Genomic DNA, 23,964 nt, shown 5'->3' with positions numbered 1-23,964 from the left:
TCACATCCGTTCGGGCGCGGAGACTCCGAGGAGGTCGAGGCCGTTGCGTAACACCTGCCCTGCGGCGTCGTTCAGCCACAGGCGGGTGCGGTGCACGCTCTCGATCGGGTCGTCGCCCTGCGGGATCACACGGCAGTTGTCGTACCAGCGGTGATACAGCCCGGCGAGCTCCTCCAGATAGCGCGCGACCCGGTGCGGCTCGCGCACCTCTGCCGCGAAGCCGACGATGCGCGGGAACTCCTGCAGCGCGCCGAGCAGAGCGCTCTCGGACTCGTGCGTGAGCGTCTCCGGTGCGAACTCGGAGCGGTCGACACCGGAGTCGGCGGCGTTGCGGGCGACGTTGTGCGTGCGCGCGTGGGCGTACTGCACGTAGAAGACCGGGTTGTCGTTGGTTCGCTTCTGCAGCAGCTCGGGGTCGAGGTCGAGCGGCGAGTCGGCGGGCGAGCGCTCGAGAGCGTACCGCAGCGCATCGGTGCCGATCCAGGACTGCAGGTCGTCCATCTCGATGATGTTGCCCGCGCGCTTGCTCAGGCGGGCGCCGCGGATCGACACCAGCTGGCCGATCAGCACCTGGATGTTCTTCTCCGGGTCCTCACCCGCGGCCCCCGCGACGGCCTTCAGCCGGTGCACGTAGCCGTGGTGGTCGGCGCCGAGCAGGTAGATCTTGTTCTCGAAGCCGCGGTCGCCCTTGTTCAGGTAGTACGCGGCATCCGCGGCGAAGTAGGTGTACTCGCCGTTGGAGCGGCGGATCACGCGGTCCTTGTCGTCGCCGAAGTCGGTGGTGCGCACCCAGACCGCGCCGTCCTCGTCGAAGACGTGCCCCTGCTCGCGCAGACGGTCGAGTGCCTGGTCGATGAGGCTGGTGCCGTCCTCGCCCTTCGCGTGCAGCGTGCGCTCCGAGAACCAGACGTCGAACGGCACGTTGAAGCGGCCGAGGGATGCCTGGATCTCGGCGAGCTGGAACGCATAGGCCAGGTCCCGCGCCACGACGAGCTGCTCGTCCTCGGGCAGCCCCAGCAGGTCGGGACGAGCCTCCAGCACGCGCCCCGCGAGCGTCGTGATGTACTCGCCGGGGTACCCGCCCTCCGGCGTCGGGCGCCCGTTGGCCGCGGCGACGACGGACAGCGCGAAGCGCTCCATCTGCGCCCCGGCGTCGTTGATGTAGTACTCGCGGACCGCGTTCGCGCCGCTGGCGAGCAGCAGCCGGACGATCGAGTCGCCGAGGGCGGCCCAGCGCGTGTGCCCGATGTGCAGCGGCCCGGTCGGGTTCGCCGAGACGAACTCGACGTTCACGCTCACGCCGCGCTGCGACTCGTTGCTCCCGTAGGCGTCGCCGGCGTCGACGATGACCTTCGCGAGCGCTCCGGCCGCGGCAGCGTCCAGGCGGATGTTGATGAACCCGGGGCCGGCGACCTCGGTGCTCGCGACGCCCTCGACCTGCGCGAGGCCGTCGGCGATCTGCTGGGCGAGCTCCCGCGGGTTCGTGCCGAACGGCTTGGCGAGGCGCATGGCGATGTTCGACGCCCAGTCGCCGTGGTCGCGGTTGCGGGGGCGATCCAGCACGATGTCGGATGCCGAGAGCCCGAGCGGCTCGCCCGGACGTCGTTCCTCGGCGATCGGTGCGAGGACGGCGATGAGGGCTTGGGCGAGCGTTTCAGGATTCATAGGCTCCCCAGTTTACGGCGCGTCGACGGGTCGGAATTTGCGCCGAACCCGGCGTGATCTACAGTCATGCCATGAATCCGGTGTTCGACCGTCGTCGTCTGCTCCTCGCGGGGCTCGCCGTCGGAACCGTGCTCGTCCTCGCGGCGGTGGTCCTCGGCGTGTGGAAGCCGTGGTCTCCAGGGCCGTCGAGCGCAGCCGTGGCGGGCGCCGGACACGATGATGCGGTGACGATCGCCCCTGCACCGCTGACGCTGCCCGAGCATCCGACCGTCCTCGTCTTCGGCGATTCCTGGACGTACGGTTCCGCCGCGAGCGAGCCCACTCTCGGCTACGCCTACCTGCTGGCGGACCTCGTGCATGGGACGACGATCGTGAACGGCGTCCGCGGGAGCGGCTATCTCAAGCCCGGCATCGACGGCCCCGCCTTCGGCGAGCGCATCGCCGCGCTCGACCCCGCTCTCACACCGGACCTGATCATCATCCAGGGCTCGATCAACGACAGGGCTCAGGGAGCGGCCGGGTATCGCGAGGCGGTGACGGCGGCGTGGGACGCGATGGCGGCGAAGTACCCCGAGGCGCAGATCGTCATCCTGGGCCCTGCACCGCACGAGCTGCCGGTGGGGGCCGCGACGGCGCGCATCGACAGGGATCTCGCCGCGCTCGCCGCCGCGCGCGGCTGGTGGTACATCTCCCCCGTCGCAGACGGCTGGATCACTCCGCAGAACTACCGCGACGTGATCGACGTCGACCTCGGACGCAAGCATCCGTCCACCGCAGGACACCGCTACCTGGCCGAGCGACTCGCCGCCGCGCTCGCGGATCTGGGCGGCGCGCCGGTGACGGTGGCGGGTGGTTCGGAGACCACCCCCGAGCAGTGATATTGTCGATCGGTACGCCTCCGTAGCTCAGGGGATAGAGCGCCGGTTTCCGGTACCGTAGGTCGGGGGTTCGAATCCCTCCGGGGGCACACACACGGGTTGAGAAGTGCGAGCGAGAGCGTCGCGATGTGAACCCAGAGACACGGAAGGGCCCCGCCTGAGCAGGCGGGGCCCTTCGTCGTCTCAGACCTGCGCCCGCCGAACGGCGGCGCGGACGACGGGCGCACCGCCCTTGCGCATCAGCCAGACGGCCGCGGCGAGCGTGAGCACCCAGCCGATCACCTCGATGAGCAGGTGATCGGTCGCGTTCGGCACCGACTGCAGCAGGTACACCCGGATGCTGTTGATCGCCCCGTGCGTCAGGACGGCGGGCCACACGCTGCCCGACCGCCAGCGCAGCGCGAGCAGGAGCGGCGCCCACGGCAGCATCCCCGCGAAGTAGATCACGATGTCCCAGAACGGTCGGTCGCCGATGACGGCGAGGACGGGCAGGTGCCAGACGATCCACACCAGGCCGCTCACGACCGCCAGCGGCCAGAAGCCCCACGATGCGGCGCGCGTGGCCAGCCAGCCCCGCCAGCCGAACTCCTCGCCGATGGCGAAGACCGACTGCATCACGAACACCGGGAGTATCCACACCGCGGTCCCGATGATCTGATCCACAGGGTTGAGCGTCCAGATCCCCGTGGCCACCGCGATGGCGGTCTGGATCGCCGCGATCGCCGCGATGAGGCCGATGCCGATGCCGATCCAGCCGAACGTTCCGCGCCAGCCGGTAGCGAAGGTCGACCGGAAGGTCCCCGGTCTCCGGATGAGCCACATGATGATCGCGGCCAGCAGCGGCGTCATCTGCATGATCGGTGTGATCACGTTGTAGAGGTCTGTCGGGACGAGCCGGAAGACCATCGGCACGGAGATCGCGAAGCACAACAGGATCGCGATCGTGAAGAACCAGGCGACATCGGCGCCGATGGGACCGGCGGGTCGGCTGCGTGCGGGAGACACCTTCATGGAGACCTCTGTTCGTCGACGGGAGCGGGCGAACTTTCGTCGCCTCTGGCACCGTAGGCGAGGGCGCTCGACGGCAGGAACGGGGGAAACCCGACGACTCCCGGGGGAAACCCGGAATCACCGATCTCCGGACCCGCGGACCGTCAGTTCAGAGCTGCGGTCTCCGCCATCAGGTCGAGACGGGAGAGGAGGAGCTCCCCCGCCGACCCCATGGCCGCCACCGCGTTCACGATCACGACGAAGCCGATCAGGACGAAGAGGACGAGCCCCCTTCGTCTCTGCACGATCGTGAGCACCACCGCGGCGAGCGCGCCGAGCATCGCGACGGTCTGCCCGGCCACGGTCGCGAACGCCATGCGCATCGCGGACTCCTCCGTGAGCGCGCCGTAGCTGTTCAGCAGGGCCGCCAGCGCAGCGGGGAGCACCAGCACGCTCATCAGGAGCACGAAGCGGCGGCGCAGCCACCAGCGCGGCATCGTCGACACGACGGGGGCATCCACGGCGACTGTGCTCATGGGGCCACCCTAGGGCGTCTGCGGCTCCGTCTCCAGATCGCGTACATGTCGGACCAATGACGGACCTCGCAGCGCACGGGCGACCAGGAGACCGCAGCTGCCGGCGGATCGGGGATGCCGCCTCCCGAAAGGCGGCATCCCCGTCGCCCCTGTACGCCGGTCCGCGTCGACTCGAGACAGCACGCGCACCGGCCCGTCACAGGGCGGGTCCGGGAATGGTCGCGTTCCGAAGCCCCAACTTTCACCGCGTCCCATCTGCATCGGACCTGTCGAACACCTTTCCGCCCGCCGTGCGCCCAGGGCAGGACGAAGGTCCCGCGGAGTCGGGAGTGCGCCGCGACATCCGTGTGACCTTCGTCCCCTCCTCGCAGTTCGTCGTGGTCGAGCGTGGAGGGATGGAACAGCACACATCTGCAGATCGCATCGTCGTCGGCGTCGACGGCTCCGAGTCCTCCGTCGAGGCTCTGCGCTACGCCGCACCCCTCGCCGAGGTTCTGAACGCCCCTCTGGAGGCGGTCATCACCTGGACGTATCCTCCCTTCACCCCTGCTGATCTTCTCGCCGAATGGCATCCGGAGCAGGACGCGGAGCAGATTCTCGCGGATGCCGTCACTGCAGCCTTCGGCGAAGAACCGCCGTCGGGGCTGACTCGCACCGTGCTGCAGGGTCCCCCGGCCGCCACCCTGATCGACGTCAGCGAGACCAGCGGGATGCTCGTGCTGGGCAGCCGCGGGCACGGCGGGTTCGTCGGACTCCTCCTGGGCTCGGTCAGCGCCGCCTGCGCGGAGCATGCACACTGCCCCGTGCTGATCGTGCACGGTTCTTCTGCGCCCGCCGGGAAAGCCGCCTGAGCCGCGGGCCCCAGAGGCTTGCTCCTCCGCAGATGCACTCTCCCTCGATCACCCACGACTCCCTCGATCACCCACGAGAACGTCCCCTCCGACATCCGTGACGCAGCGACCCGTTCGGGCGCCGAGGTTCTCGCCGCCCTGCGGTCTTCGCCCTCCGGCCTGACCGCCGAGGAGTTCCGCCCGCTTCCCTGGCCGTTCTTCCTCGCACTCGTCGCCACGGTCGTCCTCTACCGCGGTCGCGTCGAACTCGCGACGTCGCGGTTCTTCGCGCGGCAGCTCCGCCGCCCTGTCATCCGCGGCCCCGTCATCACTCCGATGCATCGGTATGAGCGCCGGCTGCATCGCCGCTCCGCGCGGTTCACCACGCCTGCGCCGTCCCGCTCGTCACCGTAGCCCGACGACGAGAGACCGGCGCCCTCCACAGGGGAGAGCGCCGGTCGGATGCACGACGAGGCGACGGCTCAGGTGCGGTAGTCGAACACCAGGCGGGCCAGGACCTTCCCCGACAGGACGTCGGCGATCGCGTCGTTGACCTGCTCGATCCGCCGCGGCTCGGCGATGATCCTGGTGCGCCCCGCCGCGTGGAGGGCGAACACCTCAGCGAGATCCTGACGCGTCCCGACGATGGATCCGATGATCGAGATGCCCTTGAGCACGGTCTCGAAGATCGACACCGTCATCTTCTGATCGGCCGGCAGCGCGACGCAGATCAGTCGCCCTCCGCGGTTGAGCGACGAGAACGCCTGCTCGAACACCCGGGGAGATGCGGCGAGGACGACGGCCACGTCGGCGCCGCCGAGTTCGCGGATCGCCTCCACGGGATCGACCTTCGCGGCGTTCACGACGTGGTCGGCGCCGAGCTCGCGCGCGAGATCGAGCTTGTCGTCCTCGACGTCGACGCCGATCACCGAACCGCCCAGGAGCCGTGCGTACTGCACCGCGAGGTGCCCCAGTCCTCCGATGCCGAACACGGCGACGCTCTCGGCGGGGACGATGCGGGCGACCTTCAAGGCCTTGTACGTCGTCACGCCTGCGCACGTGAGCGGTGCGGCATCCAGCGACGACACCCCGTCCGGCACCGGCACGACGAACCGCGCTGCGGCGACCGCGTACTCGGCGAACGCACCGTCGACCGAGTAGCCGCTGTTGCGCTGCTTCTCGCAGAGCGTCTCACGACCGTCGATGCAGAACCGGCACTCGCCGCACGCGTACCCGAGCCACGGGATGGCGACGCGCTCGCCGAGAGCCCGGTTGATGACGCCCTCCCCGAGCTTCTCGACGATGCCGACCCCTTCATGCCCGGGGATGAAGGGCGGCTCCGGCTTGACGGGCCAGTCCCCGTGTGCGGCGTGGATGTCCGTGTGGCAGAGGCCGCACGTCTCGAGCCTGACCAGGACCTCTCCCGGTCCCGGCTCCGGGACCTCCCGGTCGCGGATCTCCAGCGGTGTGGTGAACGAGGTGACGACTGCGGCTTTCACGTTCTGCTCCTTCAGGGTGCCCGCGTGACGGATGAGGTTCTGCCGACGGGGCCACGCGGCCACCCTGTCTGCACCGACTCTCTCGTGGTGCGTGTTCCTGGCGTGGGCCGAAGGTCCCCCGGGGCGGTCCCTCCTCCCCTGTCGCCGTCGATCAGCGGGAGGACCCTGGCTCCAGCCGGATCTCCTCCAGGTGCTCGGGGACGCGGGCGCGCCACCCCAGCTCACGCTCGACGCGGAGCCGAAGCGCGTCGGCCGCGGCTGGCTCACCGTGCGTCACGTAGACGGTCTCGGGAGGGCGCGGTGCTCCTCTCATCCATCCGATGACCTCATCCGCATCCGCATGCGCCGACATCGAGCCGATGTCGACGACCTCCGCTCTGATCGGCACGTCCTGCCCGTAGATGCGCAGTGTGCGCTCGCCGTCGAGGAGATGCGAACCTCTCGTGCCCGCGGCCTGGAAGCCGGTGAGCACGATCGCGTTGCGCGGGTCGGGACCGTAGGCCTGCAGATGGTGGAGTATGCGTCCTCCCGCGAGCATGCCGCTCGCCGACACGATGATCATCGGTCCGCCCCGCAGATTGAGGAGCTTCGACTCGTCCACGCTGCGGACCTCGTCGGCGATCGAGTACAGGCGCTCGAGCTCCTGCGCATCCAGTCGATGTTCGGCCGGGTGCCGCCGATACACATCGGCGACACTCACCGCCATGGGGCTGTTCACGTAGATCGGGGCCTCCGGTATCCTGCCGCTGTCGCGCAGACGCGACAGGTGGAGAAGAACAGTTTCGGTGCGCCCCACGGCGAAGGCGGGTATCAGCACCACCCCGCCACGCCGCAGCGTGCGTCGCACGACGTCGCCCAGCCGGTCCTCCGGATCCTCGGCGACGTGCGCGCGATTCCCGTAGGTGGACTCGGCGATGAGGATGTCCGCGCCCTCGAAGGGGCGGGGCGGCCTCATCAACGGATCGTCGGGGCGCCCGAGATCACCGGAGACGCAGACCGTGCGCCCCTGGATGCCGACGTAGGCGCTCATCGCTCCGAGGATGTGTCCGGCGGGGACCAGCCTGGCGCTGATGCCATCGGCGACGGAGAACTCCTCGTCCTCCGGGACGGCGACGAAGTGCTCCAGAGCCCTGGTCGCGTCCTCGACCGTGTACAGGGGCTGCGGGTCCGCATGCCGGGACCAGCCGTGCCTCGCGGCGTGCCTCGCCTCCTCCTCCATCAGGTGGGCGCTGTCCAGGAGCATGATCCGGCACAGCTCGACCGTGCCCTCGCTCGCGTAGACGCGGCCCTGGAACCCTCCGCGCACGAGGGCGGGCACGTACCCGGAGTGGTCGAGGTGGGCGTGTGTGAGAACCACGGCGTCGATCGACGAGGCAGGTACCGGGAAAGGCGATCGGTTTCGCGCCCGCAGCACCTTGTACCCCTGGAAGAGACCGCAGTCCACGAGCACCCGCGCGTCGTCGCCGCTGAGCAGGTAGCGCGAACCCGTCACCGTGTCCGCCGCCCCCAGGAAGGTCAGGGTCGCAGGTGCCGCCCTCCCCTCGGAGGAGTGAGCGGTGTTCTTCCCGAAGCCATCGCGGATCGTCCGCGTCCGATCACGTTGCTCGTCCATCACGCCACTCTCGACGACGTCGAGGGCGCCGAGGGGGACCAAGGTCACCCGGGCACGGAGCCGATCACGGCCGACGCGTCAGTGCGGATCGGGTCGGTTCGCAACGAGGGGGACGCGCCACCGAACGAGCACCCCACCGGTGCTCCCGGATTCGATGACGAAGGCGCCGCCGTGGTTGCGTGCGCGCGCCGCGAGATTGGCCGTGCCGCTGGACCGTGAAGGGCCGTCCGGCATCCCCTTCCCGTCATCGCGCACGGTGACCGTGACCTCCGACGGCGTGGCGGAGACGCTCACCTCCACGGTCGCGGCCTGCGCGTGACGGGCGACGTTGCTGAGGGCTTCGCGCACGACCGCGACGACGTCGTCGGCGATGACCCCTGTGACCAGGAGGTCGATGGGACCGTCGAACGCCAGTCGGGGCATCGCCGCGAGACTCGGGGTCAGATCAGTCACCACATCGAGGACGCGGTGCCTGACGGAGTCGCCCGGCGAGGTCTGCAGCGAGAAGATCGCCGTCCGGAAATCCGCGATGGCCGCGTCGATCGCATCGACGTGCGCGAGGATCGCCGCCGCATGGGTCGGCAACGACGCAGCCAGCGCCTGCAGACCGAGCCCCGCGCCGAAGAGCCGCTGGATGACGGTGTCGTGGAGATCTCTGGCGATGCGCGCCCGATCCTCGATCACGTCGAGCCGATGGCGGTCGGCGCGCGCCCGGGCGAGAGCGAGAGCGAGACCCGCCTGCGCGGCGAACTCCGACAGCGTCGACAGATCGTCGGAGGAGAATCGCGGGCCGCCCGCCGCGCGGCTCGCGCACAGTGCCCCCGACGGCTCCCCCGCCACCACGAGCGGCACGGCGATGGTCGAGCCTCCCGCTCCGGGATCTCCCTCGACCGAAGCGTCCAGGATGCCGCCCGACCCCATGGCGATCCCGCCCTGCATCGCGCGCGAGACGAGCGGATGGTCGCCCGGCAGCTCCGCCCCTTCGATGGACTGCGCCCCGGCGCCTCGTGCCGCCTCGATCCTGTAGCCCTCCTCCTCGTCCACGGCGGATACGACGAGACACACGAGGTCAGCCTCGATCAGCACTCCGACGCGTTCCGCCACGACCCCGAACGCGTCGGCGGAGTCCGGAGACAGCAGGGCGGCCGTGACCTCCGCGAGGGAGCTGCTGAGCCGCTGGAGTCTCCGGGTCTCCTCGTACCTGCGCGCGTTGTCGATCGCGATGCCCGCGGTCGAGGCGAGAGCGAGCACCAGCTCCTCGTCCTCGTCCGTGAACGTCCCGCCGACCCGGTTGGTGAGGTAGAGGTTGCCGTAGATCTCGCCGCGCACGCGTATCGGCACACCGAGGAAGGTCCGCATCGGAGGATGATTCGGCGGGAAGCCCGCCGATCTCGGGTCCGCCCCGAGGTCGTCCAGCCGGATGGGGGTCTCACTCTGGATCACAGCGCCGAGGATGCCGTGCCCCTCGGGCAGATCACCGATCAGAGCGGCTGTGTCCTCCGGCATTCCCACGTGGATGAACTGCTCCAGCCGACCGTCGCGGTCGACGACCCCGAGCGCTCCGTACTGCGCGTCCACCAGCGTGACCGCGGCCTCCGCGATGTGACGCAGCACCTGGGGCAGCTCGAGCCCCGTCACGACGGAGCGACTCGCCTGAAGGAGGCTGCGCAGGCGTCCCTGCGCATTCAACACCATCTGCGCACGGTCGAGCAGCTCGCCGATGGTGCTCTCGAGTTCAGAGCGCCGATGGTCGGGGAAGCTGAGGGACTCTTCGTTCATGACTCCCGCCTTCGGGCTGCCGTGACAGTGAGTCTACTGCGCGCCGCTCACGCCGGGACCTTGGACCCTTCCCGCGCATCGCTGGCGGGAGAGCATGGACACGCACGATCCAGGGAGGCGGTCATCGGATGCCCACACGATACGTCCTCGCCGTCGGCGGCACCGACAGCGCCGAGACGGCCAGGGAATGGGCCGCCGCGCATGCGGCGTCCGATGGGGTCCCTCTCGTCACGGTGCATGTCGATCGTCCGGGTCAGGACCTCGGGCCTCTGGTGCGGGACGGCATGACGACGATCAAGGGCGAATCGGCGCCCGATGCGCTCGCCCGCTTCGTGGCCGACGACGATGTCCTCGTGATCGGTTCGGGGAAGACGGGATTCATCCACAGCCGCGTCTACGGCACCCGCGGACTTCAGATCGCCGCGGCCGTGCCGTGCAGCGTCGCCGTCATCCCCGAGGTGGATCTGCGATTCCGCTCCGGGGTCGTCGCGGGGATCGTCGACGGCGACGACGCGACCCGGGTCGTGGACGCCGCCGCTCGGGAAGCCGCGTCCAGGGCAGAGCCTCTGCTCTTCGTGCACTCCACGTTCGAGGGGCTCATCCCCGGCGCTGTGGAGACGGAAGGTCCCGTACTCGCACGGGCTCTGGCGACGGCGACGGCACGGTGGCCCTCGCTGAGCATCCGCTCACGGACGTCGGAGCGGCGCCCCGCCGAAGCGCTCCTCGACGCCTCGCGCAACTGCGCCCTGCTGGTCCTCGGGGCCAGTGCACGCCATGCCCTCGGATCCGTCGCCCACGACGTTCTCATCAACCTGAACGCCCCCGTGCTGATCGTCCGCCGACCGCAGCGCAGCTGAAACCCGCACCGTGTGACTTTCGTCCCGCATCCCTCGGTCGGGGCGCCCGATGCTGAGAGCATGACAGCACAGACGAACACGCAGCCCGTCATCGTCGGCGTCGACGGATCCGCATCGTCGGTGTCGGCGCTCGTCCACGGAGCGCGCATCGCCGCCGCGCTGCACGCGCCTCTCGAGGCCGTGAGCGCGTGGACGATCCCGGTGATGCTCGATCCGTTCTCCCCCGATGTCGACTGGTCACCGAAGGAGCAGGCGCAGCGCGCCCTCGCCGAGTCCGTGGCGGCGGCGTTCCTCGGCGACCCGCCCGCCGGGTTGCAGCAGCGGACGATCGCCGGCCCGGCGGCCAAGGCGCTCATCGAGGAGAGCGCGCACGCGCGCATGCTCGTCGTCGGAAGCCGTGGACTCGGCGGGTTCGCGCGCATGCTCATCGGCTCGGTGAGCGCTGCGTGCGCCGCTCACGCCGCCTGTCCCGTCCTCGTCGTCCGTGACGCACCGGCGACCGAGGGCTGAGCGGCGCCAGCCCTCCGGCGGTCATACCCTCGGCGGGCTGAGGTGAGGAATCGGCGTGGGCTTCTCCGCCTTGCCGTGCACGGCGCCGTCGGCATCCTCCTGCACGGGCGACGTTCGCCGACCGCCGATGCCGTTGACGGGGTCGTCCCCCGTGTCCCCATCCGCCCTCGGGTCGACCGTGTGGACCCTCCGCCCCGTCACGATATCCGGCTCGAGGCAGATGTAGACGAGCTTCTCGTGTGGCGCGTGAGAGACGAGATCGCGAACGCCGGACGAATCGATCTCCGCCTGGCTGTCCATCCGCCGCGCGGTCCCGCGCAGCACGACGCTCCACCAGCCCCTGCGGTCTTCGCCGTCGACTTCGAATGCGACCGCGGGGCGCGAGACGATGCTCCGCAGCTTCGACCCCGGCGCCGTCCTCATGTACACCCGACCGTCCCTGGCCAGAAAGTCCAACGGGAACACGTCGGGGCCGCCGTCCGCCCGTTCCACCGCGAGACGGCCGATCGTGCTCGACTCCACGAGCCTCCAGCATGCGGCGGTGCTGAGCGCCTCGACCCCCGGCGTCCGGCCATGTGCACCGCCCCCGCTCACGTCGGAGTCCGCTCCGCCGCCGCGGTTGTCCATCGTGACCATGATCGACCTCCTGATCCCGCCGCGCCACGGCGGCCTGCTCGCATCCCAGTCAACGACGCGACACACGTCGATCCCGGGTACAAGGTCCCGCCCCTGTCGACGCGCACAGCGCCCGCGAGTTCCCCTGACACCGGAATGCCTCGGTTGTACGCTGACGATGAACGCGAGCGATCGATCAGAAGAGACGCGCAGCGCCACGGTCGCGGCGCGAGAAGGCTGAGGTGAGGCATGCTCCGAATCTTCCTCGTCGACGATCACGAGGTGGTCCGCCGCGGTCTCGCCGACCTCCTGGAGGTCCAGCAGGATCTCACCGTGATCGGCGAGGCATCCACCTGCCGGGAGGCCGCGCCGCGGATCGCCGCCACGATGCCCGACGTCGTGATCCTCGACGTCCGCCTCCCGGATGGGAGCGGGATCGACCTGTGCCGCCAGATCAGACAGGACCATCCGAGCGTGCGCTGCCTGATGCTCACGGCCTACGACGACGACGAGGCGCTGTTCGCCGCGATCGTCGGTGACGCTGCGGGCTATCTGCTCAAGAGCGTGCGCACCGCAGAGCTCGTGGATGCCGTGCGCGCGGTCGGGCAGGGTCGCCGACTGCTGGACCCTTCGCTCGTGCAGCAGGCTCATCGCCGCGTGAGCGATGCCGTGGAGGACGATCCCCGCTTCGGCTCGCTCAACCTCAGGGAGAAGCAGATCCTCGCGCTGATCGCCGACGGTCTCACCAATCGCCAGATCGGCGATCGGCTCGGACTCGCGGAGAAGACGGTGAAGAACTACGTGTCCTCCCTGCTCAGCAAGCTCGGTCTCGAGCGACGCACGCAGGCGGCGATCCTCCAGGTCGAGCACGCCGCACGCCCTGCCGGCACGCGCCCCTAGGAGTCGGTGACCTCGGCAGCGTTCCCCCACGCCCAGTCCGCCACCTCCGGGGAGTCCTCGCCGTGCTCGCGCGTGTAGGCGCGCGCACGCACCCGCGAATCCTGCATCTCCTGCCGGAGCACCGCCTCTCGCGCCCCCAGCCCCGGCACCCTGTCGATCACGTCCATGACGAGGCGGTACCGATCCATCCCGTTCATCATGACCATGTCGAAGGGCGTCGTCGTCGTGCCCTCCTCGATGTAGCCGCGGACGTGGAGGTTCGCATGGCCGTGCCGTCGATACGTCAGCCGGTGGATCAGCCAGGGATACCCGTGGTAGGCGAACACGACGGGCTTGTCTGCCGTGAAGACGGCGTCGTACTCACGATCGTCGAGGCCATGAGGATGCTCGTCCGCGCTCTGGAGACGCATGAGATCGACGACGTTGACGACGCGGACCCGCAACCCGGTGACCCTGGTGCGCAGGATGGCTGCGGCGGCGAGGACCTCCAGAGTCGGGACGTCGCCGGCTGCCGCGAGGACCACGTCGGGTTCGTCACCCTGTTGTTCGGTGCCCGCCCAGTCCAGGATGCCGAGCCCCCTGGTGCAGTGTTCGACGGCCTGCTCCATCGTCAACCAGTTCGGCGCCGGCTGCTTCCCTGCCACGACGACGTTGACGTAGCCGACGGATCGCAGACAGTGATCGTAGGTCGACAGCAGGGTGTTCGCGTCGAACGGGAGGTACACGCGGACGACATCCGCCTTCTTGTTCACGACGTGATCGATGAAGCCCGGGTCCTGGTGCGACAGACCGTTGTGGTCCTGCCGCCAGACGTGCGAGCTCAGCAGGTAGTTCAGCGAGGCGATCGGCCGACGCCAGGGGATGCTCCTCATGGTCTTCAGCCACTTGGCGTGCTGGTTGAACATCGAGTCGACGATGTGCACGAAGGCCTCGTAGGAGTTCAGCATCCCGTGCCGTCCGGTGAGGAGGTATCCCTCGAGCCACCCCTGGCACTGGTGCTCGCTCAGCATCTCCACGACCCGTCCGGTCCCGGCGAGATGATTGTCCTCGTCCGCGGGCAGGAGCGCGGCGTTCCACTGCTTGTCTGTGACCTCGAACACCGCGTCCAGACGATTGGATGCGGTCTCGTCGGGGCCGAAGATCCGGAAGTCATGCGGGTTGCCCGCGACCACGTCGCGCAGCCATCCTCCGAGCACGCGTGTGGCCTCGCTCGTCGTCGCTCCGGGGCTGGGGACATCGACCCCGTATCGCCGGAAGTCCGGCAGCCGGAGCTCCGTGCGCAGAAGGCCGCCGTTCGTGACGGGGTTGGCGCTCATGCGCAGATCGCCCGCGGGGGCCAGCGCCGACACGGACTCCGACACGGCCCCGCTCTCGTCGAAGAGCTCCTCCGGCCGATACGAGCGCATCCACGACTCCAGCACCCTCCTGTGCGCCTCGGTGCCGCGGGCGTCGTGGAGCGGAATCTGATGGGAGCGCCAGCTGTCCTCCGCCGCATGGCCGTCGATCTCGGGCGGACAGGTCCATCCCTTCGGCGTGCGGAGCACGATCATCGGCCAGGCCGGCCTCCCCCGGAGAGAACCCGCTGCGGCATCCGCCTTGATGCGGGCGATCTGGTTGAGCGCCGTGTCCAGCACGGTGACGAAGCGCGCGTGCACCGCCATCGGATCCTCGCCGTCGAACCCGCCGGACACGAGATAGGGCGTGTGACCGTAGCCGCGCATGAGGCTCATCAGCTCGTCCTCCGGTATCCGGGCGAGCACGGCGGGGTTGGCGATCTTGTACCCGTTCAGATGGAGGATCGGCAGAACCACTCCGTCGTGAAGTGGGTCCATGAACTTGTTCGAGTGCCAACTGGTCGCCAGGGGCCCCGTCTCCGCCTCGCCGTCGCCGACGACGGCCGCGATCAGCAGGTCGGGGTTGTCGAAGGCCGCGCCGTACGCGTGGGAGAGCGAATATCCCAGCTCGCCTCCTTCGTGGATCGAACCGGGGGTCTCGGGCGCCACATGGCTCGGGATGCCGCCGGGGAACGAGAACTGCCGGAACAGCCGTCTGAGCCCCTCCGCGCTCCGGTCGATCGCCGGGTACACCTCGCTGTACGTGCCGTCGAGATAGGCGTTCGCGACCATGCCGGGGCCGCCGTGCCCAGGGCCCGTCACGTAGATCGCGCGGAGCTCCCGCTCCCGGATGACCCGGTTGAGGTGCGCGTAGATGAAGTTGAGTCCCGGCGTGGTGCCCCAGTGACCGAGAAGCCGCGGCTTGATGTGCTCGCGTTCGAGAGGTGCGCGGAGCAGTGGATTGTCGAGCAGGTAGATCTGGCCGACGGAGAGGTAGTTCGCCGCCCTCCACCACGCGTCCAGCCCCTGCAGCGTCACCGCGTCGGGCTCCTGCACGGCGCGATGCGGCCAGATCGGGGTGCCTCTCGGGACATCGGGGGCGGGGGCGACGGAATCGGAGGCGGGGGCGGAAGCGGTCGTCATGCCGCCATCACACACCTCGGAACGCGACGCTGGAGAGCCGAAGGTCCCGCGGGCACGACGGAGGGTTCCTTCCCTCCCTCACGAGGAACCAGCCAGCGGGAACGGCCCCACGCCCGTCTTCGCAGGACCTTCGACCCTGCACGCACCGCATGACCGAGGCACGATGCCCTGTATCGCCGACACCGGCCCCTCCACGAGGAAAGGAACGGTCATGACGGACATCGAAAGCGCGCAGACTCGGAGGCTCGCCGAGGACGAGTGCTGGCAGCGCATCGAGGACGCGCCGTACGGGCGCATCGCCGCGGCGGCAGCGGGACACGTGGACATCTTCCCGATCAACCACCGCGTCGACGGACGCTCGATCGTGTTCCGCACGGCTGCGGGGACGAAGCTGCTCGAGCTCACGATCCACAGTTCGATCGCATTCGAGGTGGACGGGCTCACGGGCGAGGAGGCGTTCAGTGTGGTGGTCAAGGGCACGGCCGAGGAGTTCGACCGTGACGCCGAGGTCATCGCGGCCGAGCGGCTGGGGGTTCGGCCGTGGGCGCCGGAGGAGAAGGACCGCTGGGTGCGCATCCTCCCGACCAGCGTGGACGGCAGAGCGTTCGCGCACGAGTCGCGCCCCGAGTGACTTTCGTCCCGCGCACCGGGTGCGGACAGCGGGAGTGTGGAGACATGACACTCGAACAACCTGCTCCGATCGTCGCCGGCGTCGACGGATCCCCGTCCTCGGTCGTCGCCCTGCGCTATGCCGCGACGCTCGCCCACGCGCTCGGTGCGCCCCTCGAAGTCGTCACCGCGTGGACGTCGCCTCCGCTCGTCCCGCGTCTCGCCATCGAATGGTCTCCGGACCAGGAGGCGCGCGAGCTCCTCGACGCGTCGATCCACGAGGCGTTCGGCGACGACCCGCCCGCCGGAATCACGAGCGTCGTCCTCCCCGGCTCCCCCGCCCGCTCGCTCATCGAGGTGAGCGCCCGGTGCGCGATGCTCGTCCTCGGCACCCGCGGGCACGGAGGCTTCGTCGGACTTCTCCTCGGCTCGGTCAGCGCCGCCTGTGTGGCTCACGCGCACTGCCCGGTGCTGATCGTGCGCGACGAGGAGCCGGAGACCGGAGACGTCACGGCGTCGATCGACGCGTGATGCCTGCTCTCCCGCCCGGCGAATCCGCTCCCGTCGCCCCGCTCTCCGCTCATCGAGGGGACCAGGGGCGCACCGACCAGGCCGGCACCCGACATCCACGGAAAGAAGAGGGGAAGCGAGCGTTCCGGCTGATTCGGCGATACCCCGAGATAGCCCTCACCATCGTCTGCCTCGCCGGAGTGCTCACCCTCCTCGCCACGGGTCAGGAGGGAGTCGCCCGGGGGTCGTCCACCCTCTACGTTGGCGCGTTCATCGCGTGGACTCTCGTCGGGATGGTGAAGGACGTGATCCGCGGCCACGTCGGACTGGACATCCTCGCACTCGTCGCCATGATCGCGACGCTCGCCGTCGGCGAGTACCTCGCGTCCCTCATCATCGTGCTGATGCTGTCGGGAGGCGAAGCTCTCGAGGAGTACGCGAGCAGGAGGGCGAAGCGGGACCTCTCGGCGCTCCTCGACCGCTCGCCGCGGATCGCGCACGTCCTCGTCGACCCGGATTCGTCCGACACCGACGAGGTCCGCGACGTGCCGGTCGGAGAAGTCGGCGTCGGCGACGTCCTCCTCATCAGGCCGGCCGAGATCATCCCCGTCGACGGCGCGCTCCTCACCGACTCCGCCTCGTTCGACGAGTCGTCGCTGACGGGTGAGAGCATGCCTGTGACCCGCGCCTCAGGCGAGGAGGTGCTCTCCGGCGCGATCAACGGGCATCGTGCGGTGCGGATCCGCGCGCTCCGCCGCAGCGAGGACAGCCAGTATCAGCAGATCGTGGCGCTCGTGCATGCCGCGGAGGAGTCGCGCGCGCCCGTCGTGAGGCTCGCCGACCGCTTCGCGATCCCGTTCACCGCCGTGTCGCTGGTGCTGGCCGGCGCGGCCTGGGCGCTGTCGGGCGACTCCCTCCGCTTCGCCGAGGTCCTCGTGCTCGCGACGCCCTGCCCGCTGCTCATCGCCGCACCGGTCGCCTTCCTCGGCGGACTCTCCCGCGCTGCCAAGGCCGGAGTCATCATCAAGGGCGGCGCGGTCATCGAGCAGTTCGCACGCGTGCGCACCGCGGCATTCGACAAGACGGGCACGTTGACCCAGGGGCGTCCGGAGCTCGTCGACGTACGACCCGCAACAGGATTCGACGCCGATGAGGTGCTCCGTCTCGCCGCCTCCGCAGAGCAGTACTCGTCGCACGTGCTCGCCGACGGCATCCGCCGCTCCGCAGAGGACCGGGGCCTCACGCTGCATGCGGCGGGCGACGCTGCCGAGATCGCGACGAACGGGGTCGCGGCGACGATCGACGGCCACGCCGTCGTCGTCGGAAAGCCGTCATACGTCGCGCGCGTCGCAGCCGACACGCGGCGGGAGACACTCGCGCCGGGTCAGGCCGCGGCCTATGTCGCCGTGGACGGTCGGTACGCGGGGGCGCTCGTGCTCGCCGACGATGCGCGCCCCGAGGCGGCGGCGGTGGTCTCGTGGCTGCGCGGCCACGGCGTCGAGCGGATCGCGATGCTCACCGGCGACGTGCGCTCCACCGCGGAATCGATCGCGCAGCAGCTCGGGATCGACGAGGTGCACGCCGAGCTGCTCCCCCCGGAGAAGGTCGGGATCGCTTCCGAGATGCAGCCGCGCCCGCTCATGATGATCGGCGACGGCGTCAACGACGCACCCGTTCTCGCGGCATCCGATATCGGGATCGCCATGGGTGCCAAGGGCGCGACCGCCGCCGGGGACGCCGCCGACGTCGTGATCCTCGTCGACTCGCTCGACAGGGTCACCGACGCGGTCGCGATCGGGCGCCATACGATGCGAGTGGCGCTGGCGTCCATCTGGATCGGCATCGGGCTGAGCATCGCGCTCATGATCGTCGCGATGACCGGCCTCATCCCGGCAGTCGCCGGCGCGCTCGTCCAGGAGCTCGTCGATCTCGCGACGATCCTCTACGCGCTGCGGGCGCTCAAGGGGCGCATCTCATGATCGTGGCGGCCCTGCCGACCGGCGGACCTCGGGTCTGAGAGGCCGGTTCCGAGGATCGGTGCATCCGTCACGTCGCCGGTGAACGACGATAAATTGTGCACAATTGAATTGTGTGCAAGACTCACCTCATGCCGATCACCGAAGAGATGGTGTGCTTCTCGCTCTACTCGGCGGCACGCGCCACCACACAGGCCTACCGCGCCTTGCTCGCCCCGTGGGGGCTCACCTACCCGCAGTACCTCGTGCTGGCGATCCTCTGGAACGAGGGCGAGCAGACCGTCGGATCCCTCGGCGACGCGATGCAGCTCGACTCCGGCACCCTCTCCCCCCTGGTGCGCAGGCTCGAGCAGGCGGGCCTCGTGACGAAGCAGCGCAGCACGGCCGACGAGCGCGTCGTCACGGTACAGCTGACCGAAGCCGGTCGCGCGCTGCGCGCCGAGGTCGCCCCGATCCGTGCGCAGATCGCCGATCTCGCCGGCGTGCACGACGATGACCGCCGCCGGCGGCTGATCGCCGAGCTCCAGGAACTCACCGCGCTGCTCCAGAAGAGCACCGCGAACTGACCACTCGAAAGGAATCCACACGATGGACGCTCTCTACACCGCAGAAGCCCTGGCGACGGGCGCAGGCCGCAACGGCCGGGTCGCCACGTCAGAGGGTCGACTCGACTTCGACCTCGCCGTGCCCAAGGAGCTCGGCGGCAGCGGAGACGGTGCGAACCCCGAACAGCTGTTCGCCGCCGGCTACGCGGCCTGCTTCCACTCCGCACTGCAGACCGTGGCCCGCGCGCAGAAGGTCGCGATCACCGATTCCTCGGTGGGGGCGCGCGTGCAGATCGGCTCCAACGGCGAGGGCGGGTTCGGGCTCGCCGTGCAGCTCGAGGTGGTCATCCCCGACCTTCCCCACGAGCAGGCCGTGGCGTTGGCGGATGCCGCGCACCGGGTGTGCCCGTACTCGAACGCCACCCGCGGCAACATCGACGTCGACATCACCGTCTCCGACGACTGATCCCACAAGGAGAAAACAGACATGCGTGCACTCATCCACCACACCTTCGGCGAGCCCGAAGAGGTCCTCACGGTCGAAGACCGCCCGCTTCCGGAGCCCGGCCCGGGGCAGGTGCGCCTGCGCATCCTCCTCTCCCCGATCCACAACCACGATCTGTGGACGATCCGCGGCACCTACGGCTTCAAGCCCGAGCTGCCGGCGGCATCCGGCACCGAGGCACTCGGCATCGTCGACGCGCTCGGCGACGGCGTCGAGAACCTCACGGTCGGCCAGCGCGTGGCGACGGGCGGAACCTTCGGAGCCTGGGCGGAGTACATCGTCACCACGGCCGCTGGCCTCGTGCCGGTGTCCGACGCGATCCCCGACGAGAGCGCCGCACAGCTGATCTCCATGCCGTTCAGCACGATCAGCCTGCTGCAGTTCCTGGAGGTCGGCGAGGGCGACTGGATCGTCCAGAACGCCGCGAACGGCGCAGTCGGCCGGATGCTGGCGCAGCTCGGGGCTGCGCGCGGCGTCAACGTGCTCGGTCTCGTGCGCCGCACCGAAGGCGTGGAGGAGCTCCGCGCCCAGGGCATCGAGAACGTCGTCGCGACCGACCAGGACGACTGGCGCGAGCAGGCGACGGCGCTCACCGGCGGCGCCCCGATCGTCGCCGGCGTGGACTCCGTCGGCGGAGCCGCGTCGGGACACGTGCTCTCACTGCTCGCCGAGAACGGCACGCTCGTCGCCTTCGGCGCGATGAGCTCGCCCGTGATGGAGATCGCCTCGGGCGACGTCATCTTCAAGCAGGCCACCGTCAAGGGCTTCTGGGGAAGCAAGGTCAGTCAGGCGATGGGTGCTGCCACGCGCGGCGCCCTGTTCGGAGAGCTGATCCAGCGCGTCTCCGACGGCACCCTCACCCTGCCCGTCGCTGGAGTCTTCGACGCGGCCGACGCCGCGGATGCCGTCCGCGCGAGCAACACGCCCGGCCGAGTCGGCAAGGTGCTCCTGAAGTTCTGAGCGTCTGCGATGTCGAGGGGCGGGGCGCACAGCGCTCCGCCCCTTCTCGTGCTTCACGCGATGTCCGCGCCCAGTGCCACACTGGGGCCATGTACACCATCACTCTCCTGCAGCCGGACGGCCTCGTCGTCAGTCCCGCGTTCAGCCACGTCGCCGTCGTCCCACCCGGCGCGACGACGATCTACGTCGGCGGCCAGAACGGCGTCGACGCGACCGGCGCCGTCGTCTCCGCAGACGCCGGCGAGCAGTCACTCCGTGCGGTGGAGAACGCCCGCGTCGCGCTCGAGGCCGCCGGGGCAGGTCTCGACGACGTGGTCAGCTGGACGGTGCTGATCCAGCAGGACGCGGATCTGCGCGCCGCGTACGGCGCGGTGGCGTCGAAGCTGGCACGCGAGGGCGCCCCTCCCCTCGTGACCGCGGCGCTCGTCGCGGGTCTCGGCGTCCCCGGTGCGGTGATCGAGGTCAGTGCCGTAGCCGCGGTGTTCCGCGACTGAGCGCGCCGGGCCTCGCCTCCCGACGTCAGATCCTGCCGCGCACCGGCGTCCGCTCCGCGGTGTCGGCGTCATCGGGCATGGTCATCTCCGCGCGGACCCCGAGCAGCCTGACCTCGCGGTCTCGATCGAGCGTGCCGCCCAGCTCGAGAGCAGCGGCGACCACCTGGTCGCGGTCGAGGGTCGGCTCGGCGAGCTTGCGTCCGAACGTCTTCGTCTCGAAGGGCGCGTACCGCACCTTCAGGTGCACCCGCACGACCGCACGCTCCTCGGCCGCGCAGTCGTCGAAGGCGCTGGCGGCGAGCTCGCGGATCGCCGCCTCGACCTCCTCCGCCGTCGTGAGATTCCGCTGAAAGGTCGTCTCGCGGCTGTGGCTGCGCGCCACCCAGGGAGTGTCGTCGACGATCGCGGGGCCGATCCCCTCGCCGAGATCGCGATACCAGACCCCCATTCTCGGCCCGAACTCCGCGACGAGATCCTGCTGATCGGCATCCGCGAGCTGACGCACGGTGTTGATCCCGTGCGTCGCGAGCCGCTTCTGCACCTTGGGTCCGACGCCCCAGAGGTCGCGCGTGGGCTTCTTCCCCATCACCTCGAACCAGTTCGCGGCGGTGAGGCGGAACATGCCGCGAGGCTTGCCGAACTCCGTTGCGATCTTGGCTCTCACCTTGTTGTCGCCGATGCCCACCGAGCAATGCAGCCCTGTGGCCTCCCGCACCGCCGTCTGCGCATCGCGTGCGACCTGCTCCGGATCGTCGGACTCGACGCCGAGGAAGCACTCGTCCCAGCCGATCACCTCCAGCACGACGCCCGGCAGCGAACGCAACGCGGTCATCACCTCGTGCGAGGCGGCCTCGTAGGCCTCATGGTCGACGGGGAGGAAGACGGCGTCATCCGGAGCCTTCCTCGCCGCGATCCTGAGCGGCATTCCCGAACCGATGCCGAAGGCTCTGGCCTCGTACGACGCCGTCGACACGACGGCGCGCTCCGTGGGGTCCCCCCGCCCTCCCACGATGACCGGGAGGCCGGCGAGCTCGGGGCGGCGCAGCACCTCGACGGCCGCGATGAACTGGTCCATGTCCACGTGCAGCACCCAGTCGGCCATGACACGAGTGTGACGGCTGCGAGCCGCGGTGTCACCCCCGGGGACGCGACGACGTCAGGAGACGGCGACGCCGATCGCGGTGGCGACGACGGCCAGCAGCGGCAGCGTGCCCTGCATGAGCGCGGCACGGGTCTTCGACCGGTCCGACAGGACGAGCACGAGCGCGGCGGCGAGCATCATGCCCGTACCGGCGAAGACGAGAGTGAGCCCGACGGTCGCGCTGCCCATGATGTACAGGCCCACCCCGAGCAGCGCCGTGAGCGCCAGGAAGAGGTTGTAGAAGCCCTGGTTGAACGCGAGCTGCTTCATCGTGACGGCATCCGCTTCGCTGGCGACGCCGAAGATCTTCCGCGTCTCCGGCTCCGTCCACTTCAGCGATTCCAGCGCGAAGATGAAGACGTGGAAGGCCGCCGCGGCGGCGGCGAGGACGAGTCCGGCGATGATCATGACTCGATTCTCCCACCGGCGGGGCCGGGAGACGTCGTCAGACGAGGAAGATCGGCAGCAGCCCAGGGTTGTGCGCATGCACGAGCACGCCGAAGACCACCGCGTCGAACAGCAGATGCACCGTGACGACGTAGGCGAGCGAGTGCGTGCGGACGAAGATGAACCCCTGAAGCAGGGCGAAAGGGATCGTGAGGACGGGTCCCCAGGCGCGGTACCCGAGCTCCCAGAGGAAGGACACGAACACGATCGCCTGCAGCACGTTGGCGACGGCATCGGGGAAGTGCCGGCGCAGCAGGGCGAAGACCGTGCAGATGAAGAACAGCTCGTCCCAGATGCCGACGGCCCCGACGCCGACGAACAGTCGGGCGATCAGCTCGGGCGAGTCCACCACGGGCCAGTTCTGGTAGACGCCGCTGGTGATGAAGTAGAACGGCAGGATCAGCCATCCGAGCACCAGGACGGCGACGAGCCATCCCCACTGCAGACGCCCCCAGCGACGATGCGCGCGCCAGGGAAATGCGATCGCGCGGTCGCGGAACAGGTATCGCGACACGACGTAAGGCACAGCGACCGCCCCGCCGAGGGCGAGGGTGAAGCGCAGCATGGCGAGGTTGTCGAGTTCGGCGGCGAGGGGGATGACGCTGACGATCAACAGTCCGATCGCGATCAGGGACAGGTCGCGCGTGAGAGAGGGCTGCCGACGGATGCCGATCTGCCGCGCCGTCTCGCGCCGCGCTCCCATGCTGACGATCTGGTCGTCGACGGCCTTCCCGCGTTCGCTCAGCCAGGCCGTGCCGATGCCGAGCGCGAGGAGCAGCCAGCCGAGCCATGCGATCTGGAGCACGAAGAACGCCGGCGCGGCCGCGCAGACGAGAACGGCGGGCGCGATGCCGGGCCATACCGCCGTGCCGCGCCCGTCCGCGCTCATGCGCGGTCTCGCCTCCGGTACACGAGGTCACGGATGTCCCGCCCCTTGGCGATGCCCTTGCGCTCGAAGGCGGTCATGACGCGCCCGTCGAAACGCTCGGCCCATTCCCCTTCGAAGGCCCGCTCGAAGAGCGGCTCGGCATCCAGGACCTCGCGCATCTGCAGCGCGTAGTCCTCCCAGTCGGTGGCGAGCCGCAGCAGTCCGCCATCGCGCAGCGCTCGCGCCGCTGCGTCTCCGAACCCGGGGCGCACCAGCCGACGCTTCGTGTGCTTCTTCTTGTGCCAGGGGTCGGGGAAGAAGATCCACACCTCGGCCGCCGCTGCGTCGGGGAGGTACGACGAGAGCACCTCCGGTGCGTTGGCCTCGACGACCCGCAGGTTGCGCGCGCCCTCCCGGTCCGCATCGAGCATGGTGCGCGCGAGACCTGCGCGGAAGACCTCGACGGCGAGGAAGTCGTCTTCCGGGCGCGACGATGCCGCGGCCACGATCGCGTGGCCCTGGCCGGAACCGATCTCGACGTACAGATCGGCGTCGCGGCCGTACTCGGACGACGGGTCGAGTCGAGCGTCGGGGTGGACGGAGGTCCACGCGATGTCGCGAGGGACGTCGAGCAGGTACTGCGGGGCGAGCTCTGCGAAGGCGCGCTCCTGCGCATCGGACATCCGACCGCTCCTGCGTACGAAGGACACCGGCTCGTCGCGGAAGATGCGGGGTTCGGGCATCCTTCCAGGGTAGTAGAG

At 69.7% G+C, this 23,964-nt stretch carries 24 protein-coding genes and 1 tRNA gene; 13 read left to right on the top strand and 12 right to left on the bottom strand.

Going from position 1 to position 23,964, the window contains the following annotated elements; translation table 11 throughout:
- Complete coding sequence (gene argS, locus ACFY5A_RS12445; protein ID WP_387234421.1) at window positions 1-1,665, bottom strand: arginine--tRNA ligase; 1,665 nt, start codon at window positions 1,663-1,665, stop codon at window positions 1-3.
- A gap of 71 nt (window positions 1,666-1,736) precedes the next feature.
- Here argS and ACFY5A_RS12440 point away from each other — a divergent pair, with 71 nt between their 5' ends.
- Complete coding sequence (locus ACFY5A_RS12440) at window positions 1,737-2,543, top strand: SGNH/GDSL hydrolase family protein (protein ID WP_387234418.1); 807 nt, start codon at window positions 1,737-1,739, stop codon at window positions 2,541-2,543.
- A 16-nt stretch (window positions 2,544-2,559) separates the two neighbouring features.
- Window positions 2,560-2,632 (top strand) — tRNA-Arg (locus ACFY5A_RS12435).
- A 94-nt stretch (window positions 2,633-2,726) separates the two neighbouring features.
- On the opposite strand, the gene ACFY5A_RS12430 is transcribed toward ACFY5A_RS12435, so the two are convergent.
- Together ACFY5A_RS12430 and ACFY5A_RS12425 are read right to left on the bottom strand one after the other, a co-directional pair.
- Window positions 2,727-3,554 (bottom strand): CPBP family intramembrane glutamic endopeptidase, encoded by an 828-nt coding sequence (locus ACFY5A_RS12430; RefSeq protein WP_387234415.1) that lies wholly within the window; start codon window positions 3,552-3,554, stop codon window positions 2,727-2,729.
- A 143-nt stretch (window positions 3,555-3,697) separates the two neighbouring features.
- Complete coding sequence (locus ACFY5A_RS12425; RefSeq protein WP_387234412.1) at window positions 3,698-4,069, bottom strand: hypothetical protein; 372 nt, start codon at window positions 4,067-4,069, stop codon at window positions 3,698-3,700.
- 395 nt (window positions 4,070-4,464) lie between these two features.
- Between ACFY5A_RS12425 and ACFY5A_RS12420 the strand changes: the two genes are divergently transcribed.
- The gene (locus tag ACFY5A_RS12420) at window positions 4,465-4,920 is read left to right on the top strand and encodes a universal stress protein (protein ID WP_387234410.1); all 456 of its coding nucleotides are present in this window, start codon (window positions 4,465-4,467) and stop codon (window positions 4,918-4,920) included.
- A 461-nt stretch (window positions 4,921-5,381) separates the two neighbouring features.
- Here the strand turns inward: ACFY5A_RS12420 and adhP are convergent, their stop codons facing one another.
- The 3 genes from adhP to ACFY5A_RS12405 form a co-directional block, all read right to left on the bottom strand.
- A complete protein-coding gene (gene adhP / locus ACFY5A_RS12415) occupies window positions 5,382-6,398 on the bottom strand; it encodes an alcohol dehydrogenase AdhP (protein ID WP_387234407.1) in 1,017 nt (338 codons plus the stop codon).
- A 151-nt stretch (window positions 6,399-6,549) separates the two neighbouring features.
- On the bottom strand, window positions 6,550-8,010 hold the full coding sequence (locus ACFY5A_RS12410) for an MBL fold metallo-hydrolase RNA specificity domain-containing protein (protein WP_387234404.1): 1,461 nt from the start codon (window positions 8,008-8,010) through the stop codon (window positions 6,550-6,552).
- Window positions 8,011-8,088: 78 nt separating this feature from the next.
- Window positions 8,089-9,789: a GAF domain-containing protein gene (locus tag ACFY5A_RS12405; RefSeq protein WP_387234401.1), complete on the bottom strand. Its 1,701-nt coding sequence runs from the start codon at window positions 9,787-9,789 to the stop codon at window positions 8,089-8,091.
- A 128-nt stretch (window positions 9,790-9,917) separates the two neighbouring features.
- On the opposite strand from ACFY5A_RS12405, the gene ACFY5A_RS12400 reads away from it, so the two are divergent.
- Both ACFY5A_RS12400 and ACFY5A_RS12395 read left to right on the top strand, forming a co-directional pair.
- Complete coding sequence (locus tag ACFY5A_RS12400) at window positions 9,918-10,646, top strand: universal stress protein (protein WP_387234398.1); 729 nt, start codon at window positions 9,918-9,920, stop codon at window positions 10,644-10,646.
- Window positions 10,647-10,706: 60 nt separating this feature from the next.
- Window positions 10,707-11,156, top strand: coding sequence for a universal stress protein (locus ACFY5A_RS12395; RefSeq protein ID WP_387234395.1), 450 nt, complete (start codon window positions 10,707-10,709; stop codon window positions 11,154-11,156).
- 21 nt (window positions 11,157-11,177) lie between these two features.
- On the opposite strand, the gene ACFY5A_RS12390 is transcribed toward ACFY5A_RS12395, so the two are convergent.
- Window positions 11,178-11,792: a pyridoxamine 5'-phosphate oxidase family protein gene (locus ACFY5A_RS12390; protein ID WP_387234392.1), complete on the bottom strand. Its 615-nt coding sequence runs from the start codon at window positions 11,790-11,792 to the stop codon at window positions 11,178-11,180.
- A 228-nt stretch (window positions 11,793-12,020) separates the two neighbouring features.
- Here ACFY5A_RS12390 and ACFY5A_RS12385 point away from each other — a divergent pair, with 228 nt between their 5' ends.
- Window positions 12,021-12,671: a response regulator gene (locus tag ACFY5A_RS12385; RefSeq protein WP_387234389.1), complete on the top strand. Its 651-nt coding sequence runs from the start codon at window positions 12,021-12,023 to the stop codon at window positions 12,669-12,671.
- Here the strand turns inward: ACFY5A_RS12385 and ACFY5A_RS12380 are convergent.
- Window positions 12,668-15,148 (bottom strand): phosphoketolase, encoded by a 2,481-nt coding sequence (locus tag ACFY5A_RS12380; RefSeq protein WP_387234386.1) that lies wholly within the window; start codon window positions 15,146-15,148, stop codon window positions 12,668-12,670. The genes ACFY5A_RS12385 and ACFY5A_RS12380 overlap by 4 nt on opposite strands.
- A gap of 211 nt (window positions 15,149-15,359) precedes the next feature.
- Here ACFY5A_RS12380 and ACFY5A_RS12375 point away from each other — a divergent pair, with 211 nt between their 5' ends.
- The 7 genes from ACFY5A_RS12375 to ACFY5A_RS12345 all read left to right on the top strand — a co-directional run bounded on the left by ACFY5A_RS12375 (window position 15,360) and on the right by ACFY5A_RS12345 (window position 20,747).
- On the top strand, window positions 15,360-15,779 hold the full coding sequence (locus ACFY5A_RS12375) for a pyridoxamine 5'-phosphate oxidase family protein (protein WP_387234384.1): 420 nt from the start codon (window positions 15,360-15,362) through the stop codon (window positions 15,777-15,779).
- A 44-nt stretch (window positions 15,780-15,823) separates the two neighbouring features.
- Window positions 15,824-16,288: a universal stress protein gene (locus ACFY5A_RS12370; RefSeq protein WP_387234381.1), complete on the top strand. Its 465-nt coding sequence runs from the start codon at window positions 15,824-15,826 to the stop codon at window positions 16,286-16,288.
- A 179-nt stretch (window positions 16,289-16,467) separates the two neighbouring features.
- Window positions 16,468-18,246: a heavy metal translocating P-type ATPase gene (locus tag ACFY5A_RS12365; RefSeq protein ID WP_387234378.1), complete on the top strand. Its 1,779-nt coding sequence runs from the start codon at window positions 16,468-16,470 to the stop codon at window positions 18,244-18,246.
- A gap of 128 nt (window positions 18,247-18,374) precedes the next feature.
- On the top strand, window positions 18,375-18,809 hold the full coding sequence (locus tag ACFY5A_RS12360) for a MarR family winged helix-turn-helix transcriptional regulator (RefSeq protein WP_387234375.1): 435 nt from the start codon (window positions 18,375-18,377) through the stop codon (window positions 18,807-18,809).
- 22 nt (window positions 18,810-18,831) lie between these two features.
- Window positions 18,832-19,254, top strand: coding sequence for an organic hydroperoxide resistance protein (locus ACFY5A_RS12355; RefSeq protein ID WP_105676554.1), 423 nt, complete (start codon window positions 18,832-18,834; stop codon window positions 19,252-19,254).
- Window positions 19,255-19,275: 21 nt separating this feature from the next.
- Window positions 19,276-20,253 (top strand): zinc-binding dehydrogenase, encoded by a 978-nt coding sequence (locus ACFY5A_RS12350; RefSeq protein ID WP_387234371.1) that lies wholly within the window; start codon window positions 19,276-19,278, stop codon window positions 20,251-20,253.
- Between the two features lie 89 nt (window positions 20,254-20,342).
- A complete protein-coding gene (locus ACFY5A_RS12345; protein WP_387234369.1) occupies window positions 20,343-20,747 on the top strand; it encodes a RidA family protein in 405 nt (134 codons plus the stop codon).
- 25 nt (window positions 20,748-20,772) lie between these two features.
- Here the strand turns inward: ACFY5A_RS12345 and ACFY5A_RS12340 are convergent, their stop codons facing one another.
- The 4 genes from ACFY5A_RS12340 to trmB are packed head-to-tail and all read right to left on the bottom strand — an operon-like array spanning window position 20,773 to window position 23,946.
- Window positions 20,773-21,849: a DNA polymerase IV gene (locus ACFY5A_RS12340; RefSeq protein ID WP_387234366.1), complete on the bottom strand. Its 1,077-nt coding sequence runs from the start codon at window positions 21,847-21,849 to the stop codon at window positions 20,773-20,775.
- Between the two features lie 54 nt (window positions 21,850-21,903).
- The gene (locus ACFY5A_RS12335) at window positions 21,904-22,296 is read right to left on the bottom strand and encodes a DUF1304 domain-containing protein (protein ID WP_105676549.1); all 393 of its coding nucleotides are present in this window, start codon (window positions 22,294-22,296) and stop codon (window positions 21,904-21,906) included.
- A gap of 37 nt (window positions 22,297-22,333) precedes the next feature.
- A complete protein-coding gene (locus tag ACFY5A_RS12330; protein WP_341942464.1) occupies window positions 22,334-23,224 on the bottom strand; it encodes a CPBP family intramembrane glutamic endopeptidase in 891 nt (296 codons plus the stop codon).
- Window positions 23,221-23,946 carry a tRNA (guanosine(46)-N7)-methyltransferase TrmB gene (gene trmB, locus ACFY5A_RS12325; RefSeq protein WP_341942465.1) on the bottom strand — a complete coding sequence of 242 codons (726 nt, stop codon included), beginning with the start codon at window positions 23,944-23,946 and terminating at the stop codon, window positions 23,221-23,223. The genes ACFY5A_RS12330 and trmB overlap by 4 nt, the downstream gene beginning before the upstream one ends.
- Window positions 23,947-23,964 lie beyond the last annotated feature (18 nt).

The organism is Microbacterium sp. NPDC012755 (genome assembly GCF_042901325.1).
Lineage (GTDB): Bacteria > Actinomycetota > Actinomycetes > Actinomycetales > Microbacteriaceae > Microbacterium > Microbacterium natoriense.
Note: the sequence above shows the minus strand (reverse complement) of the source record. Positions and strands in the feature narration are given on the sequence as shown.